The 15,130-nt window shown below is 69.8% G+C and carries 16 protein-coding genes; 4 read left to right on the top strand and 12 right to left on the bottom strand.

The features are described from left to right. Nucleotides 1-63: 63 nt before the first annotated feature. The 6 genes from rlmB to AB0E78_RS14500 form a co-directional block, all read right to left on the bottom strand. Entirely contained in the window at nt 64-1,026 is a 963-nt protein-coding gene (gene rlmB, locus AB0E78_RS14525) for a 23S rRNA (guanosine(2251)-2'-O)-methyltransferase RlmB (RefSeq protein ID WP_361831996.1), read from the bottom strand. 124 nt (nt 1,027-1,150) lie between these two features. Then, nucleotides 1,151-2,551, bottom strand: a complete 1,401-nt coding sequence (gene cysS / locus AB0E78_RS14520; RefSeq protein WP_361831994.1) for a cysteine--tRNA ligase — start codon at nt 2,549-2,551, stop codon at nt 1,151-1,153. 123 nt (nt 2,552-2,674) lie between these two features. Next, entirely contained in the window at nt 2,675-3,079 is a 405-nt protein-coding gene (locus AB0E78_RS14515) for a PPOX class F420-dependent oxidoreductase (RefSeq protein WP_361831992.1), read from the bottom strand. 145 nt (nt 3,080-3,224) lie between these two features. Then, nucleotides 3,225-3,728, bottom strand: a complete 504-nt coding sequence (ispF, locus tag AB0E78_RS14510; protein ID WP_361831990.1) for a 2-C-methyl-D-erythritol 2,4-cyclodiphosphate synthase — start codon at nt 3,726-3,728, stop codon at nt 3,225-3,227. Beyond that, entirely contained in the window at nt 3,718-4,446 is a 729-nt protein-coding gene (gene ispD, locus AB0E78_RS14505) for a 2-C-methyl-D-erythritol 4-phosphate cytidylyltransferase (protein ID WP_361831988.1), read from the bottom strand. Before ispD ends, ispF begins: the two co-directional genes overlap by 11 nt. 319 nt (nt 4,447-4,765) lie before the next feature. Then, the gene (locus AB0E78_RS14500; RefSeq protein ID WP_003953493.1) at nt 4,766-5,248 is read right to left on the bottom strand and encodes a CarD family transcriptional regulator; all 483 of its coding nucleotides are present in this window, start codon (nt 5,246-5,248) and stop codon (nt 4,766-4,768) included. A gap of 638 nt (nt 5,249-5,886) precedes the next feature. On the opposite strand from AB0E78_RS14500, the gene AB0E78_RS14495 reads away from it, so the two are divergent. Next, the gene (locus AB0E78_RS14495; RefSeq protein ID WP_361831986.1) at nt 5,887-6,612 is read left to right on the top strand and encodes a DUF461 domain-containing protein; all 726 of its coding nucleotides are present in this window, start codon (nt 5,887-5,889) and stop codon (nt 6,610-6,612) included. A 100-nt stretch (nt 6,613-6,712) separates the two neighbouring features. Here AB0E78_RS14495 and AB0E78_RS14490 read toward each other — a convergent pair whose 3' ends face one another. Beyond that, on the bottom strand, nt 6,713-7,393 hold the full coding sequence (locus AB0E78_RS14490) for a response regulator transcription factor (protein ID WP_030362171.1): 681 nt from the start codon (nt 7,391-7,393) through the stop codon (nt 6,713-6,715). Continuing rightward, nucleotides 7,390-8,649 (bottom strand): ATP-binding protein, encoded by a 1,260-nt coding sequence (locus AB0E78_RS14485; protein ID WP_361831984.1) that lies wholly within the window; start codon nt 8,647-8,649, stop codon nt 7,390-7,392. The genes AB0E78_RS14490 and AB0E78_RS14485 overlap by 4 nt, the downstream gene beginning before the upstream one ends. Nucleotides 8,650-8,932: 283 nt before the next feature. Between AB0E78_RS14485 and phoU the strand changes: the two genes are divergently transcribed. Beyond that, complete coding sequence (gene phoU, locus AB0E78_RS14480) at nt 8,933-9,613, top strand: phosphate signaling complex protein PhoU (protein WP_160510362.1); 681 nt, start codon at nt 8,933-8,935, stop codon at nt 9,611-9,613. Between the two features lie 78 nt (nt 9,614-9,691). Here the strand turns inward: phoU and AB0E78_RS14475 are convergent, their stop codons facing one another. Further along, a complete protein-coding gene (locus tag AB0E78_RS14475; protein WP_361831982.1) occupies nt 9,692-9,850 on the bottom strand; it encodes a hypothetical protein in 159 nt (52 codons plus the stop codon). Nucleotides 9,851-10,076: 226 nt separating this feature from the next. Here AB0E78_RS14475 and AB0E78_RS14470 point away from each other — a divergent pair, with 226 nt between their 5' ends. Further along, a complete protein-coding gene (locus AB0E78_RS14470) occupies nt 10,077-12,065 on the top strand; it encodes a WD40 repeat domain-containing protein (protein ID WP_361831980.1) in 1,989 nt (662 codons plus the stop codon). Here the strand turns inward: AB0E78_RS14470 and AB0E78_RS14465 are convergent. After that, nucleotides 12,055-13,314, bottom strand: a complete 1,260-nt coding sequence (locus tag AB0E78_RS14465; RefSeq protein WP_361831978.1) for an MFS transporter — start codon at nt 13,312-13,314, stop codon at nt 12,055-12,057. The genes AB0E78_RS14470 and AB0E78_RS14465 overlap by 11 nt on opposite strands. A gap of 185 nt (nt 13,315-13,499) precedes the next feature. Here AB0E78_RS14465 and AB0E78_RS14460 point away from each other — a divergent pair, with 185 nt between their 5' ends. Then, the gene (locus AB0E78_RS14460; protein ID WP_361831976.1) at nt 13,500-14,261 is read left to right on the top strand and encodes a phosphoglyceromutase; all 762 of its coding nucleotides are present in this window, start codon (nt 13,500-13,502) and stop codon (nt 14,259-14,261) included. A gap of 50 nt (nt 14,262-14,311) precedes the next feature. Here AB0E78_RS14460 and AB0E78_RS14455 read toward each other — a convergent pair whose 3' ends face one another. Beyond that, nucleotides 14,312-14,587, bottom strand: coding sequence for a ribosomal protein L7/L12 (locus AB0E78_RS14455; protein WP_361831974.1), 276 nt, complete (start codon nt 14,585-14,587; stop codon nt 14,312-14,314). A 27-nt stretch (nt 14,588-14,614) separates the two neighbouring features. Beyond that, nucleotides 14,615-15,082, bottom strand: a complete 468-nt coding sequence (locus tag AB0E78_RS14450) for an SAM-dependent methyltransferase (protein ID WP_361831972.1) — start codon at nt 15,080-15,082, stop codon at nt 14,615-14,617. Nucleotides 15,083-15,130: the final 48 nt, after the last annotated feature.

The following is a 15,130-nucleotide window of genomic DNA, read 5'->3' as shown; positions in this document are numbered from 1 at the left end:
AAGATCTCCCAGCGACGTCGGCCGGCCCGCGGAATCCGGGCCGGCCGACGTCCGGGGTGCTGCCTAGCGACGGCGGCGGGAGGCCTCGTAGAGCACGACGCCCGCGGCGACACCGGCGTTCAGGGACTCCGTGCCGCCCGGCATGGGGATGCGGACGCGGTAGTCGCAGGTCTCGCCGACGAGGCGCGAGAGGCCCTTGCCCTCGCTGCCGATGACGATGACCACGGGACCGGACAGCGCCTTGAGGTCGCCGACCTCGTGGTCGCCGTCCGCCGCGAGGCCGACGATCGCGAGCCCGGCCTTCTTGTACGCCTCCAGGACGCGGGTCAGGTTCGTGGCGCGCGCCACGGGTGTGCGCGCCGCGGCACCGGCGGCCGTCTTCCAGGCGCCCGCGGTCATGCCGGCGGCACGCCGCTCGGGGACGACGACGCCGTGCCCGCCGAAGGCGGATGCGGAACGCACCACGGCGCCGAGGTTCCGCGGGTCCGTCACGCCGTCGAGGGCGACGATCAGCGGGTCCTCGCCCTGGTCGTACGCGGCGGCCGCGAGCTCCTCGGGGTGCGCGTACTCGTAGGGCGGCACCTGGAGCACGAGCCCCTGGTGGTTGAGCCCGTTGGTCATGCGGTCCAGCTCGGGGCGCGGGGCCTCCATGAGGTGGATGCCGCCGCGCTCACCGGCGAGCTGCAGCGCCTCGCGGACGCGCTCGTCGTTGTCGATGAACTGCTGGACGTAGAGCATCGAGGCGGGCACGCCCTCGCGCAGCGCCTCGACGACCGAGTTACGGCCGACGACCATCTCGGAGGTGCCCTTGCCGCGGCCCTTCACGGGGCTGGGGCGACGGCCGCCGGGGCCGCCGGGCCCGCCGGCCTTCTTGGCGGCGGCGTTGGCGATGCGGTTCTTCTTGTGTCCCTTGCGCGCCTCGGCGGGCGGCGTCGGGCCCTTGCCCTCAAGGCCGCGGCGCCGATTTCCACCGCTGCCGACCTGCGCGCCCTTCTTGCCGGACATGCGGCGGTTGTTAGCGGCCATGACCTACCTGTCTCTGTGTTGCGTGCGGCCGTCCGCCTGCTGCGTGCCGGCCCACTGCGTGACTGCGTACGTATATGAAGTGTGCCGCCCGGGTCGCCGGGCGGCACATCGCGAGGTCAGACGCTCAGCGCGGGCCGAGAGTCCACCGCGGTCCGGTCGGGCCGTCCTCGATGACGAGGCCCGACTGGTTGAGCTGGTCGCGGATGGCGTCGGCGGTGGCCCAGTCCTTGCGGCCACGCGCCGCCTCCCGCTGCTGGAGCACGAGGCGTACGAGGGTGTCGACGACCCCGTGGAGGTCGTCCCCGCGGTCGCTCTCGCCGGCCCAGTGCGGGTCGAGCGGGTCGAGGCCGAGGACGCCGAGCATGGCCCGCACCTCGGCGAGGCGCTCCACCGCGGCTTCCTTGTCGTCGGCGGCCAGGGCGGAGTTCCCCTGCCGGACCGTCGTGTGCACGATGGCGAGGGCCTGCGGGACGCCCAGGTCGTCGTCCATCGCGTCGGCGAAGGCGGGCGGCACGTCGGCGGCGGGCTCCACGGCGCCGCCCGCCTTCTCCATCACGCGCTGCACGAAGCCCTCGATCCGCGCGAAGGCGGACTCCGCCTCGCGCAGGGCCTCCTCGCTGTACTCGATCATCGAGCGGTAGTGCGGGGTGCCCAGGTAGTAGCGCAGGACGATCGGGCGCCACTTCTTGACCATCTCGGACACGAGGACCGAGTTGCCGAGCGACTTCGACATCTTCTCGCCGCTCATGGTGACCCAGCCGTTGTGCACCCAGTACCGCGCGAACGCGTCGCCGAAGGCCTTGGCCTGCGCGATCTCGTTCTCGTGGTGCGGGAAGATCAGGTCGATGCCGCCGCCGTGGATGTCGAACTCACGGCCGAGGTACTTGTGGGCCATCGCCGAGCACTCCAGGTGCCAGCCCGGACGGCCGCGGCCCCAGGGGGTCTCCCAGGAGGGCTCACCCTCCTTGGCGGTCTTCCACATGGCGAAGTCGCGGGAGTCGCGCTTGCCGGTCTCGCCCTCGCTCTCCGGCTGCAACAGGTTGTCCAGCTCCTGGTTGGACAGCTCCAGATAGCCGGGGAAGGACTTCACGTCGAAGTAGACGTTGCCGTCCGACTCGTACGCGTGACCGCGCTCGATCAGGCCGCGCATCATCTCGACCATCTCGGTGATGTGTCCTGTGGCGCGCGGTTCGTAGGTGGGCGGCAGGCAGCCGAGGACGTCGTAGCCGTCGTTGAAGGCGCGCTCGTTCTCGTACCCGATCGACCACCACGGGCGGCCCTGCTCGGCCGACTTCCGGATGATCTTGTCGTCGATGTCCGTGACGTTGCGGATGAAGGTGACGTCGTAGCCGCGGTGGGCGAACCAGCGGCGCATGATGTCGAAGTTCAGGCCCGACCGGATGTGCCCGATGTGCGGGGCCGCCTGCACCGTCGCGCCGCACAGGTAGATCGAGACACAACCGTCGATGAGCGGGCTGAAGTCTCGGATCTGCCGGGCGCTGGTGTCGTACAGGCGAATCGTCACCACTCCAGGGTAGTGGGCGCAGGACAGTGCCCTGCGACCTCCTGGGTCAACAGGGCACGGAACTGTGACATGCGCGGGTCCGGGAAGGACCCGGAAAGGACCCGGAAAGGACGCGGGAGGGCCTCAGAGGCGGCCGACGACCTTGCGCGGGGTGACGCGGACGACGACGCGGGTCCCGTCCTCGGCGGAGGACTTGTTGAACTCCGCGTACTTGAGGCCGGTGTACTTCAGCGCCAGCTCGTCGATGAGCTCCTGCCCGCCCTCGGTGGTCAGCGTCGCCTCGCCGCGGATCTCGGCGTACGTGTACGGCGCGTCGAAGGGCTGGAGCAGCACCGTCACGCGCGGGTCGCGGCGGATGTTCTTCTCCTTGCGGCGGCCGAGCGTGGTGGAGAAGAGCAGGTCGTCGCCGTCCCGCTTCACCCAGACCGGTGAGATCTGGGGGCTGCCGTCCGGCTGGATCGTGGCGACGGAGATGAAGACGGGGGTGTCGAGCAGGGCCTTGAGCTTGTCGGACAGTTCGGCGGCCATTGCGGATGCCTCTCTCTCGTACGTCGATGGCTGACGTGGGGCTGTGCTGTCGAGCCGTGCTGTAGGGGTGCGTTCCCTGTAATGCTCAACACACCCCGCCCCACCGGCATTTCATCGGCCGGCAGCGGGCCGGTCAGCCGGTTCGTCAGCCGGTCCGCACGACCAGAGCCGTGGCGATCGCGGCGAGGCCCTCGGCGCGGCCGGTGAGGCCGAGCCCGTCCGTCGTCGTGCCGGACACGGCGACGGGGGCGCCCGCGGCGGCGCTGAGCGTCTTCTGCGCCTCGTCGCGCCGCTTGCCGACCTTGGGGCGTACGCCGATGACCTGGACGGCGATGTTGCCGATCTCGAAGCCTTCGGCGCGCACGATCCTGGCCGCCTCGGCGAGCAGCGTCACACCGGAGGCGCCGGACCACTCGGGCCTGCTGGTGCCGAAGTGCGCGCCGAGGTCGCCGATGCCGGCGGCGGAGAACAGGGCGTCGCAGGCGGCGTGCGCGGCGACGTCACCGTCCGAGTGCCCGGCGAGGCCCGCGCTCTCGCCCTCCCAGAGGAGCCCGGCACACCACAGCTCGCGCCCTTCCTCGAAGGCGTGCACGTCGGTGCCGATGCCGACCTGCGGGAGCGTGACCCGGGGCTGGTGCTCAGAAGCCATCGTTGGCCCTCCTGCGGGCGAGCACGGCCTCGGCCAGGACGAGGTCGAGGGGCCGCGTGACCTTGAAGGCTTCCTCGTGGCCGGGCACGACGACGACCTGGAGGCCGAGCTGCTCGACCATGCTGGCGTCGTCCGTGACGTTGTCGGTGACCGTGGCGTGCGCGCGGACGAGGGTGTCGCGCTCGAAGCCCTGCGGGGTCTGCACGGCACGCAGGCGGGACCGCTCGGGCGTGGCGACCACGGGCTCGGGCGTGCCGGGCGCCGCCGGCTCGACCTGCTTGACGGTGTCGGTCAGGGGCAGCGCGGGGACGACGGCGGGGGCGCCGTCGCGTACGGCCTCGATGACGCCGTCGACGGTGTCGACGGGCACCAGCGGGCGGGCCGCGTCGTGCACCAGGACGACGCCGATGCCGTCCGGCAGGGCGTCGAGGCCGAGCTTCACGGATTCCTGGCGGGTCTCGCCGCCGGGGACCACGAGGAAGTCGGTGCGCTCGGGCAGCGCGTGGTCGGCCAGGAGGGACTTGACCTCGGCGGCGCCCTCCGGCGGGGCCACGACGACGACGAGCGAGACGGCGCGGGAGGCGGCCATGGCCCGTACGGCGTGGATGAGCATGGGCGTGCCGTTCAGCGCGCGGAGCGCCTTGGGGGCGCCCGGGCCGAGCCGTACGCCGCGTCCGGCGGCGGGGATCACGACCGCGGTGCGGGATTCCTCAGACATCGCTTCCGTTCAGGTTTGTGTGCTCGGGAGGGCTGGGTATGGCCTTGGGGGAGTGCCGGGCGCGAGCCTTTGACCGGACCCTTCCGTGACATCTGGTCGAGCCAGCTGCTCGCCCGGCACGCACACCTGACAGCACCGATGACAGCACCGAGTACGACGTGAGTAGGACGTAAGAATGTAAGGATCGCGTCTGGGCAGGAACATGCCTGGGTACGAACATGCCGCAGCGCCCGGCGACACCATTGAGGGTCAGCGGGCACCGCGGCATTCATGGCGCCAAGACATATGCGTGGAACACATGCGCTATGTCAGGACGCGATCAGGACGCGAGGACCTCGTCAAGCAGGGCCTCGGCCTTGTCCTCGTTCGTGTTCTCCGCGAGGGCGAGCTCGCTCACCAGGATCTGGCGAGCCTTGGCGAGCATGCGCTTCTCACCCGCGGACAGTCCGCGCTCACGCTCACGACGCCACAGGTCACGCACGACTTCCGCGACCTTGATGACATCGCCCGAAGCGAGCTTCTCGAGATTTGCCTTGTAGCGACGGGACCAGTTCGTCGGCTCTTCGGCGTACGGCGCGCGCAGTACTTCGAAGACCCGGTCGAGCCCGTCCTGACCGACCACATCACGTACGCCGACGAACTCCGCATTGTCCGCAGGCACACGTACCGTCAAGTCGCCCTGAGCGACCTTCAGCACCAAGTAGGTCTTGTCCACGCCTTTGATCTGGCGAGTCTCAATGGCCTCGATCAGCGCGGCCCCGTGATGGGGATAGACCACGGTGTCGCCAACCTTGAACGTCATGTGACAGGTACCCCTTCCGTGGCTATCCATCCTAACACGAGAATCGCCTCTTCTGAATGGCGTTTTCGCAGGTCAGGGCATATCTCGGGGCTTGACAACAGCAACAGGAACGTGCTGCGAAGGGCTTCCGGAGCGGGGTATTCGCAGGTGGGAGCGGCTCTCCGGGGAAGCGGAAACGCGCCCGTTACACCCCCTCCGAGAGCGCTCCACGAGGCTGAACGTCCCGGTTTGCCGGGTTCCGAACGGTGAACTTCCGCTACTCCGTTCGGCGACCGGAGAGACACGCGAGCCCGCGTTCGACGTAAATCCGGAATTGATCAAGCGCCCCCGGTGATCAATTTCCCGGACTTCCCCGGACCGCCATGCATTCCTTACCGGAAATCCGCAGGACGGGCCGTGATGACTCTTGACGCCACTTAAGTGAATGGTGAACGAGAGGCCAATGGCGCGGACGTGACCGCCGGGGCGTGTGCGTGGGAAGACGAGCCGCGGGAGAGAGGCTCACCACCCGTAGGGGCGGGTCGGGTGCGGTGGCGCGGGAACGGCTCGGTAACCTGAGCCCGCTGACACACGCTTAGGGCGGCTTTACGGCCGTCCGCCCCTCCCCTACCGCTCTCGTTCAAGGAGTTGCCGCCGCCGTGAGCCGCAGCCTTCGACGTGGCGCCATCGCCGCCACCGCCATCGCGTTCTCGCTCGCGTCGCTCGCCGCGTGCGGCGCCGGTAACAACGCCCAGACGCACGAGATCAAGCCGGACAACGCCGCGACCGCCGTCGGCGACATCAAGATCCAGAACGCCATGGTGATCACCCAGCCCGACCTGAAGTCGACGGGCCCCGCGGTGATCGCCGCCACGATCTTCAACAACGGCAGTTCCGACCAGACCCTGGACGGGATCAAGGTCAACGGAACCGGCAAGACGGCGAAGATCACGCCGGCCAAGGACGACAAGACCTCCAAGCGGGGCGGTCCTCTGACCATCCCCGCCGGCGGCTCGGTCATCATCGGCGGCAAGGACAACGCGACCGCCGTCCTGCCCAGCAGCCGCGAGGCCGTCAAGGACGGCAACGCGCAGCCGGTCACCTTCGCCTTCAGCAAGACCGGCGACGTGAAGATGAAGACCTTCGTCGTGCCGGCCGAGAGCTACTTCAAGAAGTGGGGCCCGACCGAGGTTCCCGAGGCTCCGGACTCGAAGCCCTCGGGCAAGCCCACCGGAGTGGCGAGCGGTGAGCCCCACGACGGCGCCTCCGACCCCGCGACCGAGGGCGGCTCCGCCAACCCCTCGGACAAGCCGTCGGGCAACGCTTCCGACGCGGCCACGGACCCGTCCGGCGCCGCTTCGGAGAACACGGGCACCCAGCACTGACGCTGTCGCGTCGCAGACAGGAAAGAGGGCGGGAACCCGGCACCGGGTTCCCGCCCTTTCACGTGCCTGCTGGAAGCTCACGCGCCCACTGAGGGGTCGTCTACGGCTCGAACTTGTAGCCGAGGCCGCGCACCGTCACCAGGTAGCGCGGAGCCCCCGGGTCGGGCTCGATCTTGGCGCGCAGGCGCTTGACGTGGACGTCGAGGGTCTTGGTGTCCCCCACGTAGTCCGCGCCCCAGACGCGGTCGATGAGCTGCATGCGGGTCAGGACGCGGCCCGCGTTGCGCAGGAGCATCTCCAGGAGGTCGAACTCCTTGAGGGGCAGGTCGACCTTGGAGCCGGAGACCGTGACGACGTGGCGGTCCACGTCCATCCGGACCGGGCCCGCCTCCAGGGCCTGCGGTGCGACCTCCTCGGGCTCGCCGCGGCGGCGCAGGACCGCGCGGATGCGGGCCACGAGTTCGCGCGAGGAGAAGGGCTTGGTGACGTAGTCGTCGGCTCCTATCTCGAGGCCGACCACCTTGTCGATCTCGCTGTCCTTGGCGGTGACCATGATCACCGGGACGTTGGAACGGCTGCGCAGCTGGCGGCAGACCTCCGTGCCGGGCAGGCCCGGCAGCATCAGGTCGAGCAGGACGAGGTCGGCGCCGTTGCGCTCGAACTCGTCGAGTCCGTCGGGCCCGGTGGCCGCGATGGCGACCTCGAAGCCCTCTTTGCGGAGCATGTAGGACAGGGCGTCGCTGAAGGATTCCTCGTCCTCGACGACGAGCACTCGGGTCACGGAAGGACCTCCGGGGCAGGAATGGGTTCGTACGCAGTGATCTCGTCGGGCCGTGCGGTGCCGGCTTCACTGCCGTCTCCGCCGTGACCGGGTCCGCGGTCGCGGGTCGCGGCTGCTTCGGGCAGCCGCAGGGTGAAGGTGGAGCCCTGTCCCTCGGAGCTCCACACGGTGACCTCCCCGCCGTGCGAGGCGGCCACGTGTTTGACGATGGCGAGGCCGAGGCCGGTGCCGCCGGTGGCCCGGGAGCGGGCCGGGTCCACGCGGTAGAAGCGCTCGAAGATGCGCTCCTTGTCCTTGTCCGAGATGCCGATCCCCTGGTCGGTGACCGCCACCTCGATGAAGTCTCCGCCCGGCGCGTTGACCCTTCGGGCGGCGATGCCGACCCGGGTGCGTGCGGGCGAGTAGTTCACGGCGTTCTCGACGAGATTGCCGAGGGCCGCCGCGAGCTGGCCGCGGTTGCCCCATATCTGCAGGTCGGCGGTGCCGCCCGCGGCCATGGTGATCTGCTTGTGCGAGGCCTGGTGACGGCTGCGGTCGATCGCCTCCGCCACCAGTTCGTCGACACGGACGGGTTCGGCGTCCTCCAGGGGGTCGTCGTTCTGGACCCGGGAGAGGTCGATGAGCTCCTGGACGAGGCTGGTCAGGCGGGTCGCCTCGATCTGCATGCGGCCCGCGAAGCGCTCGACGGCCTCGGGGTCGTCCGAGGCGTCCATGACGGCCTCGGAGAGGAGGGAGAGCGCCCCTACCGGGGTCTTGAGCTCATGGCTCACGTTCGCGACGAAGTCGCGTCGTACGGCCTCGATGCGGCGGGCCTCGGTGAGGTCCTCCACGAGGAGCAGGACCAGGCGGGAGCCGAGGGGCGCCACGCGGGCGGAGACGGCCAGGGCCTCGCCCCGGCCGGTGCCGCGGCGTGGCAGGTCGAGCTCGACCTGGCGTATCTCGCCGTCGCGGCGGGTGTCGCGCGCCATCTGGAGCATGGGCTCCACGGCGAGCTTGCCGCCGCGGACCAGGCCGAGGGCGTACGCGGCCGAGCTGGCCTTGACGACGCTGTCCGCCTCGTCGAGTACGACGGCCGACGAGCGGAGCACGGAGAGAACCGTGTCGACGCCCGGCGGCAGTACGGGGTCTGTGTGCAGGGAGGTCCGGGTGGGGCGTTTCAGGTCGCGCTCGCTCCAGCGGAACGCCAGCATGGCGATGACACCGGTGCACACCCCGGCGATCGCTGCCGCTGCGGCGACCGCCGCGTTCACGTCCATGCCCCCAGGTTATGCGCCGGACGAGCACCTGCCCCAGCCATCCGGGTGCCCGCTCGAACACTCGTCGCCCAGAGTTCACCGAGGGGACGGTGTTGGTTCACTTCGGCCGAACGGGTTACCCGGGCCCGTGCGGGTGCGGCTCCGGGTGGCGCACCACGCGTCGCCCACAGTTCACCTCGGTGACAGGGGCGGTTCATTCGGGATGTCGGAAACGGACGCGTGGAACCCGCACCGTGGGAGCGTGGGGGTCACCCCCCGGGACGTACTAGAGAGGGACATCCACATGCGGGACGCGTACCACGAGGAACTTGACTCGATCGGCGAAGGCCTGGTCGAGATGGCCCGCCTCGTCGGGTCCGCGATCGGGCGCGCCACCACGGCCATGCTCGACGCCGACCTGAAGATGGCGGAGAGCGTGATCGCCGCCGACCAGAAGGTCGACGATCTGCAGCACGAGCTGGAGGCGCGCGCGATAGCCCTCCTCGCACGGCAGCAGCCGGTCGCCACCGACCTGCGCATCGTCGTCACCTCGCTGCGGATGAGCGCCGACCTGGAGCGCTCGGGCGACCTCGCCCAGCACGTCGGCAAGCTGACCCGCCTGCGCTTCCCGGCGTCGGCCGTTCCGCAGGATCTGCACGCGACGATCCTGGAGATGGGGCAGCTCGCGCAGCGGCTGATGGCCAAGGCCGCGGAGGTCATCATCACGAAGGACGTCGACCTGGCGCTCCAGCTGGAGCAGGACGACGACGAGATGGACCTGCTGCACCGCACGCTCTTCCAGCACCTGATGGACGACCGCTGGAAGCACGGCATCGAGACGGCCGTGGACGTGACCCTGCTCGGCCGCTACTACGAGCGGTTCGCGGACCACGCCGTATCGGTCGCGAAGCGGGTCGTCTACCTGGTGACCGGCGAGCACGCGGACGAGATGCAGCAGACGGGGACGCCGGTGGAGGGCGCCTGAGCCTGTTCCGTACGCAAGGGGTGTGCCCCGCACCGGTGGTGCGGGGCACACCCCTGTTCCGAGCGGGCCCTGGGTACGTCAGCCGCAGCCGCCACCGCACTGGCACGGTCCGCCCGACTGGCAGCCGCAGCTGCAGCCCGGGCCGCAGCTGCAGGAGCCGAGGAGCACGAGCGCGGGCAGGCTCGGCGTGGCGGCCGCCTGCACGGGGACGGGTTCGGTCATGGGGGACTCGGCCATGGGTCTCCTCCTCGAAGGCGTACTGCCTGATGCCCCTTCCATGCCCACAGGAAGGGGCGCACCAACGGCGCACACGCGCGTGCGGCGGACCCGTCGCGTCGGGAGACCACCCACGCAACTCCCTCCACAACCTTCACTCAAATGCCTTACTGTGATGGCGCTGTAACGGATGGTTCGAAGCTCAGGTTCCTGACCTGGGTTCTTCTTATGTGGGGGGTCACATACCGTGCGTACGCGCACCATCTCGACCGCGACAGCACTCGCGGTCCTCTTCAGTTCGGCGGCCCTGGTCGCGGTGGCGTCCGGGCCCGCCGCAGCGGACTCGGCGAAACTCCTGGACGTGAAGTCGGCGGCCGACGTACTCGTGGACGGGGCGCACCAGCGCGTCTACGTCTCCGACCCGGTCGAGGGCAGGATCGTCATCACGGACTACACGGGCGCCGTCAAGGCGACCCTGGACGGGCTGCCGGACGTCGACGGCCTGGCGCTCTCGCCCGACTCCGGCCAGGTGTACGCGGCGGTCGCCGGGCTCGACCGGATCGTCTCCGTGGACACGTCCTCGTACACCCAGAGCGCGAGCTACAAGCTCGACGGCGCGGAGAGGCCGCGCACGCTGGCGATGGCGAGCGGCAAGTTGTGGTTCGGCTACGGACCCGATGCCGAGGGTGGCATCGGCTCGCTCGACCTCTCCGGCGGTGGGCCGGTCGTCGCGCTCGGCCAGGACGGCGACGCGAGTTTCTACGCCGCGCCCGAACTGGGGTCCGACCCGGACTCGGGGATCCTCGTGGCCGGTGAGAAGGAGACGAGCAACGACTCCCTGACGGTGTACGACGTGTCGGGGCCGAAGCCGGAGCTGCGCGTCACCAAGTCGGTGGAGGGCGGCTTCTTCGACGACATCGCGGTCTCCCCCGACGGGACCCAGATCGTCACGGCGAGCGGCTCCCCGTACTACCACCCGGTGTACTCCACGGAGGATCTCTCCCCGCTGGGCCGCTACAACTCGGGGGACTACGGCTCCGCCGTGGACATCGCCCCGGACGGCACCGTGGCGGCGGGCACCTTCTCCTGGTACGGGCCCGACGTGCACATCTACCAGCAGGGCAAGTGGTCCAAGGTGCGGGAGTACGAGTTCCCGAACACCAGTGGCAGCAGCGGCGGCGACACCCTGGTAGACGGCGGCCTCGCCTGGGCCCCGGACGGCAGCCGCCTCTTCGCGGTCTCCGACAACGGCAACGGCGCGTTCTCGCTGCGGGTGCTGACCGAGCCGGGAAAGTCGCTGCCCGCGCTCACGGTCGCCGCGCCCGATGAGGCGAAGCGGGCCAGGTCCCTCACCGTCACCGGCACGCTTACGGACACGGCGCCGCTGCCCGCCGGGACCGAACTGTCCGTGACGCGCACGGACATCGAGTCCCCCGGCGGCAAGAAGCTGCCCGCGGTGAAGACCGAGGCGGACGGCTCCTTCTCCCTCACCGACACCCCGCCCGCGGGCGGCAAGGTGACGTACAAGGTCGCCTACGCGGGCGACTCCACGCACGCCGCGGCCTCCGCGTCGGACACGGTGGAGGTCTCGCGGAGCACGCCGAAGCTGACCCTGAACAAGAACGGCAACGTCTACTCCTACGGCGCGGACGTCTCCTTCACGGCGCACCTCGGCACCACGTACAAGAACCGCACCGTCGAGATCTGGGCCGATCCCTACGGCTCCGACAAGCCCGACAAGCTCGTCAAGAAGGGCGTCGTGAACGCCCGCGGGGACCTGTCGGCCACCGTCGACATGAAGCGCGACACGAAGCTCACCGCGGTCTTCGCGGGCGACGCCCGTTACGCGTCCAAGAAGGCCACGTCGACGGCGTACGCCAAGGTGAAGGTCTCCACCTCCGTCTCCAAGCACTACAAGACGGGCACGATCGGCTCCACGAAGTACTACTACTTCCACAAGAACACCGACCCGGTCCTGACCACGACGATGTCGTACTACAAGGGCCGCGAGCACCGTTTCGAGCTGCAGGTGCGCGTGGACGGCACGTGGCGGTCCGGGGGCGCGAACGAGTACTACCGGCTCAACGCCGACGGCACGTCCACCGTGCGCCTGGAGGCTCCCGGCCGGTCTGGCGTCAGGGCCCGTATCCGCGCGTCGTACGTCAACGGGACCTCGGGCGACAACGTGAACTCGACGACGCACGGGGCCTGGAGGTACCTGAACTTCACGCGGTAGAGCGGGCGGCAGGGACGGTCGCCGTCTCTGCCGTCAGCGCCGTCTCCTGGGCGGGCAGGCCTCTCATCAGCGACCAGTAGCCGACGGCGGCGACCGTGCCGATGACCGCGCAGGTGCCCCAGAGCCACTGGGCTCCGAAGCGGTCGATGACGAAGCCGGACATCAGCGGGGCGACGAGCGCGGCGACGGCCCAGGACAGGGTGTACATGCCCTGGTAGCGGCCCCTGCCGTGCAGCGGGGAGAGCCGTACGACGAGGCCGGTCTGCGTCGGGGCGTTCACGATCTCGGCGAGGGTCCAGACGCACACGGTGAGGGCGAAGACGCCGATGGACCCGGCGAAGGCGGTGAGCCCGAAGCCGTAGCCCGCGAGCAGCGCGGAGATGATCAACAGGCGCTGCGGGTCGCGGTGTTCGATGAAGCGCGTGACGGGGATCTGCAGAGCGACGATCAGCACTCCATTGACGGCGATGGCCACCCCGTAGTCGGCGGCGGTGAATCCGGCCTCGCCCATGGCGACGGGCAGTCCCACGGAGCCCTGCTGGAAGATCAGCGCGATGAGGAAGGACAGCCCCACGACGCCCATGAAGCGCCCGTCGCGCAGGACGGTCCCGAGGCCGACGTCCGGTTCCGACGCCTTCTCCAGGGCGGTCCGCACGGGCCTGGACTCCGGCAGCTTCGCGAAGACGACGATGGCGCAGACCATGGTCATGACGGCTTCGATGAGGAACCCGGCGAGGTAGCTGAACTCGGCGATGAAGCCGGCGCCCGCGGAGGAGATCGCGAAGCCGAGGTTGATGGCCCAGTAGTTGAGGGAGAAGGCCCGCACCCGGTCCTCGGGGCGGACGATGTCGGCCATCATCGCCTGGACGGCGGGCCGGGAGGCGTTGCTGGCCATGCCGACGAGGAAGGCGACGGCGGCGATGGCCAGGGGGTCCTTCATGAAGCCGAGGAGGGCGACGGAGAGGGCGGTGGAGGCCTGGGCGATGAGGAGGGTGGGGCGCCGCCCGAGCCGGTCGGTCATGACGCCCGCGCCGAGCGAGGAGACGACGCCGCCGAGTCCGTGCAGGGCGGCGACGAGACCGGCGTAGGTCGCGGAGTAGCCGCGGTCCAGGGTCAGATAGAGCGCCATGAAGGTGGCGACGAAGGCGCCGAGGCGGTTGACGAGGGTGCTGGTCCACAGCCACCAGAACTCGCGGGGAAGGCCGGAGACGGACTCCTTGGCGGCACGTCTCAGGGCGGCGAGTGGCATTCGGGTCCCCCACGGGTCAGGCAAGTATGTAAGTGTCGCTAGCGACAAGCGAACATTACGACTGACGATCCGGGAAGAGCCAGTGGATTAGCAGAACCCGTCAACTGTGGCCCGGCCCGTCGACGTGCTGTCCGGGGCGCGGGCGGACGCGCGGGGCACCCGGCGGTTCGATTACGCTCAGGGGCATGGCCGACGCACCGTACAAGCTGATCCTCCTCCGTCACGGCGAGAGCGAGTGGAACGCGAAGAACCTGTTCACCGGCTGGGTGGACGTCAATCTCAACGAGAAGGGCGAGAAGGAGGCGGTCCGCGGCGGTGAGCTGCTCAAGGACGCCGGCCTGCTCCCCGACGTGGTCCACACGTCGCTCCAGAAGCGCGCGATCCGCACGGCCCAGCTGGCGCTGGAGTCCGCCGACCGCCACTGGATCCCGGTCCACCGCAGCTGGCGCCTGAACGAGCGCCACTACGGAGCCCTTCAGGGCAAGGACAAGGCGCAGACGCTCGCCGAGTTCGGCGAGGAGCAGTTCATGCTCTGGCGCCGCTCGTACGACACCCCGCCGCCGGCGCTTGACCGCGAGGCGGAGTACTCGCAGTTCTCCGACCCCCGCTACGCGACGCTCCCGCCGGAGCTGCGCCCGCAGACGGAGTGCCTCAAGGACGTCGTCGTCCGCATGCTCCCGTACTGGTTCGACGGCATCGTCCCCGACCTCCTCACGGGCAGGACGGTCCTGGTGGCGGCCCACGGCAACTCGCTGCGCGCCCTGGTCAAGCACCTGGACGGCATCTCGGACGAGGACATCGCGGGCCTGAACATCCCGACGGGCATCCCGCTGGCCTACGAACTGGACGCGGACTTCAAGCCCGTGAAGCGGGGCGGCACGTACCTGGACCCGGACGCGGCAGCGGCGGCGATCGAGGCGGTCAAGAACCAGGGCAAGAAGAAGTAGGCAGCCCCAATAGCCCCACCGCTCAACGCGTCAAGCCCCCCATCTGCTGGTCATCCGCGGGTGGGGGGCTTTGCGTTGTGCTCAAGTGCTTCCGCACACGCTCCGGCGTCGCGGAGGGCGGCTACGGCGGCCTCGGCGGCTTCCTGCGACAAGTCGCCGAGAATCACCGCAGGGGCCTGGGTCGCGCGGGCCTTGCTGCTCCAGAGACTCAGTCCGGTGAGGCGGCGGACGACCTGGGCGACATCCAGTACGCGGGGGCCCGGGTCGGTGAGCACCACGTCGTGGGGCACGTCGTCGCACACGAGCAAGAAGTACTCATCCGCCATGACTCTCCCCTCTCCGGTGCCACCTGCCTACGGTCGGAAGTAGTCCGACATCAGGTCGGTGCCCCATTGCGGCTGCTTGATGTTCGTGGGATGGAACTCCGTCATCGTCGGCTTCAGGTCGATGACCGGGGTGCCTGAGATCGCGTCGAGGCCCACCACCGTCAGTTCGCGGCCGTGGACGGATTCGACGGCGCAGGTCGTCACGCCGATGCGGTTCGGTCGGCGGGGGCCGCGACCGGCGAACACGCCGACCGGCGGGAGGTCGGGGCGGCCGCGGTAGGGGCGGGGCTCGCGGTGGTCGTCGTGTTCCGGGAACTGGTCGAAGACGAAGAGGACCTCCACGTGGGAGAAGCCCTCGAGGCCTTGCAGGCACGCCTCGCCGAAGCGCTCGTCGACGGTGATCGTGCTGCGGACGGCGCCCCAGTTGTCCGTGTGCTGGACATCCGTCCGGTCGTTCCGGACCGTACCTATCGGTGAGATCTCGAAGCTCGCCATGGCTGGAGATTAACGGCCACCTGTGTGCTTGCGCTGAGCGGCAACCGC

This window comes from Streptomyces sp. NPDC032198 (assembly GCF_040636975.1).
GTDB lineage: Bacteria > Actinomycetota > Actinomycetes > Streptomycetales > Streptomycetaceae > Streptomyces.
Note: the sequence above shows the minus strand (reverse complement) of the source record. Positions and strands in the feature narration are given on the sequence as shown.

Excerpts from the sequence above, each read along its gene's own strand:
- rlmB (WP_361831996.1), bottom strand. The coding sequence starts at position 1,026 with ATGGCCGCTAACAACCGCCGCATGTCCGGCAAGAAGGGCGCGCAGGTC.
- AB0E78_RS14515 (WP_361831992.1), bottom strand. The coding sequence starts at position 3,079 with ATGGCCGCCGAACTGTCCGACAAGCTCAAGGCCCTGCTCGACACCCCC.
- ispF (WP_361831990.1), bottom strand. The coding sequence starts at position 3,728 with ATGGCTTCTGAGCACCAGCCCCGGGTCACGCTCCCGCAGGTCGGCATC.
- ispD (WP_361831988.1), bottom strand. The coding sequence starts at position 4,446 with ATGTCTGAGGAATCCCGCACCGCGGTCGTGATCCCCGCCGCCGGACGC.
- AB0E78_RS14500 (WP_003953493.1), bottom strand. The coding sequence starts at position 5,248 with ATGACGTTCAAGGTTGGCGACACCGTGGTCTATCCCCATCACGGGGCC.
- AB0E78_RS14485 (WP_361831984.1), bottom strand. The coding sequence starts at position 8,649 with ATGGACGTGAACGCGGCGGTCGCCGCAGCGGCAGCGATCGCCGGGGTG.
- phoU (WP_160510362.1), top strand. The coding sequence starts at position 8,933 with ATGCGGGACGCGTACCACGAGGAACTTGACTCGATCGGCGAAGGCCTG.
- AB0E78_RS14475 (WP_361831982.1), bottom strand. The coding sequence starts at position 9,850 with ATGGCCGAGTCCCCCATGACCGAACCCGTCCCCGTGCAGGCGGCCGCC.
- AB0E78_RS14465 (WP_361831978.1), bottom strand. The coding sequence starts at position 13,314 with ATGCCACTCGCCGCCCTGAGACGTGCCGCCAAGGAGTCCGTCTCCGGC.
- AB0E78_RS14460 (WP_361831976.1), top strand. The coding sequence starts at position 13,500 with ATGGCCGACGCACCGTACAAGCTGATCCTCCTCCGTCACGGCGAGAGC.
- AB0E78_RS14455 (WP_361831974.1), bottom strand. The coding sequence starts at position 14,587 with ATGGCGGATGAGTACTTCTTGCTCGTGTGCGACGACGTGCCCCACGAC.
- AB0E78_RS14450 (WP_361831972.1), bottom strand. The coding sequence starts at position 15,082 with ATGGCGAGCTTCGAGATCTCACCGATAGGTACGGTCCGGAACGACCGG.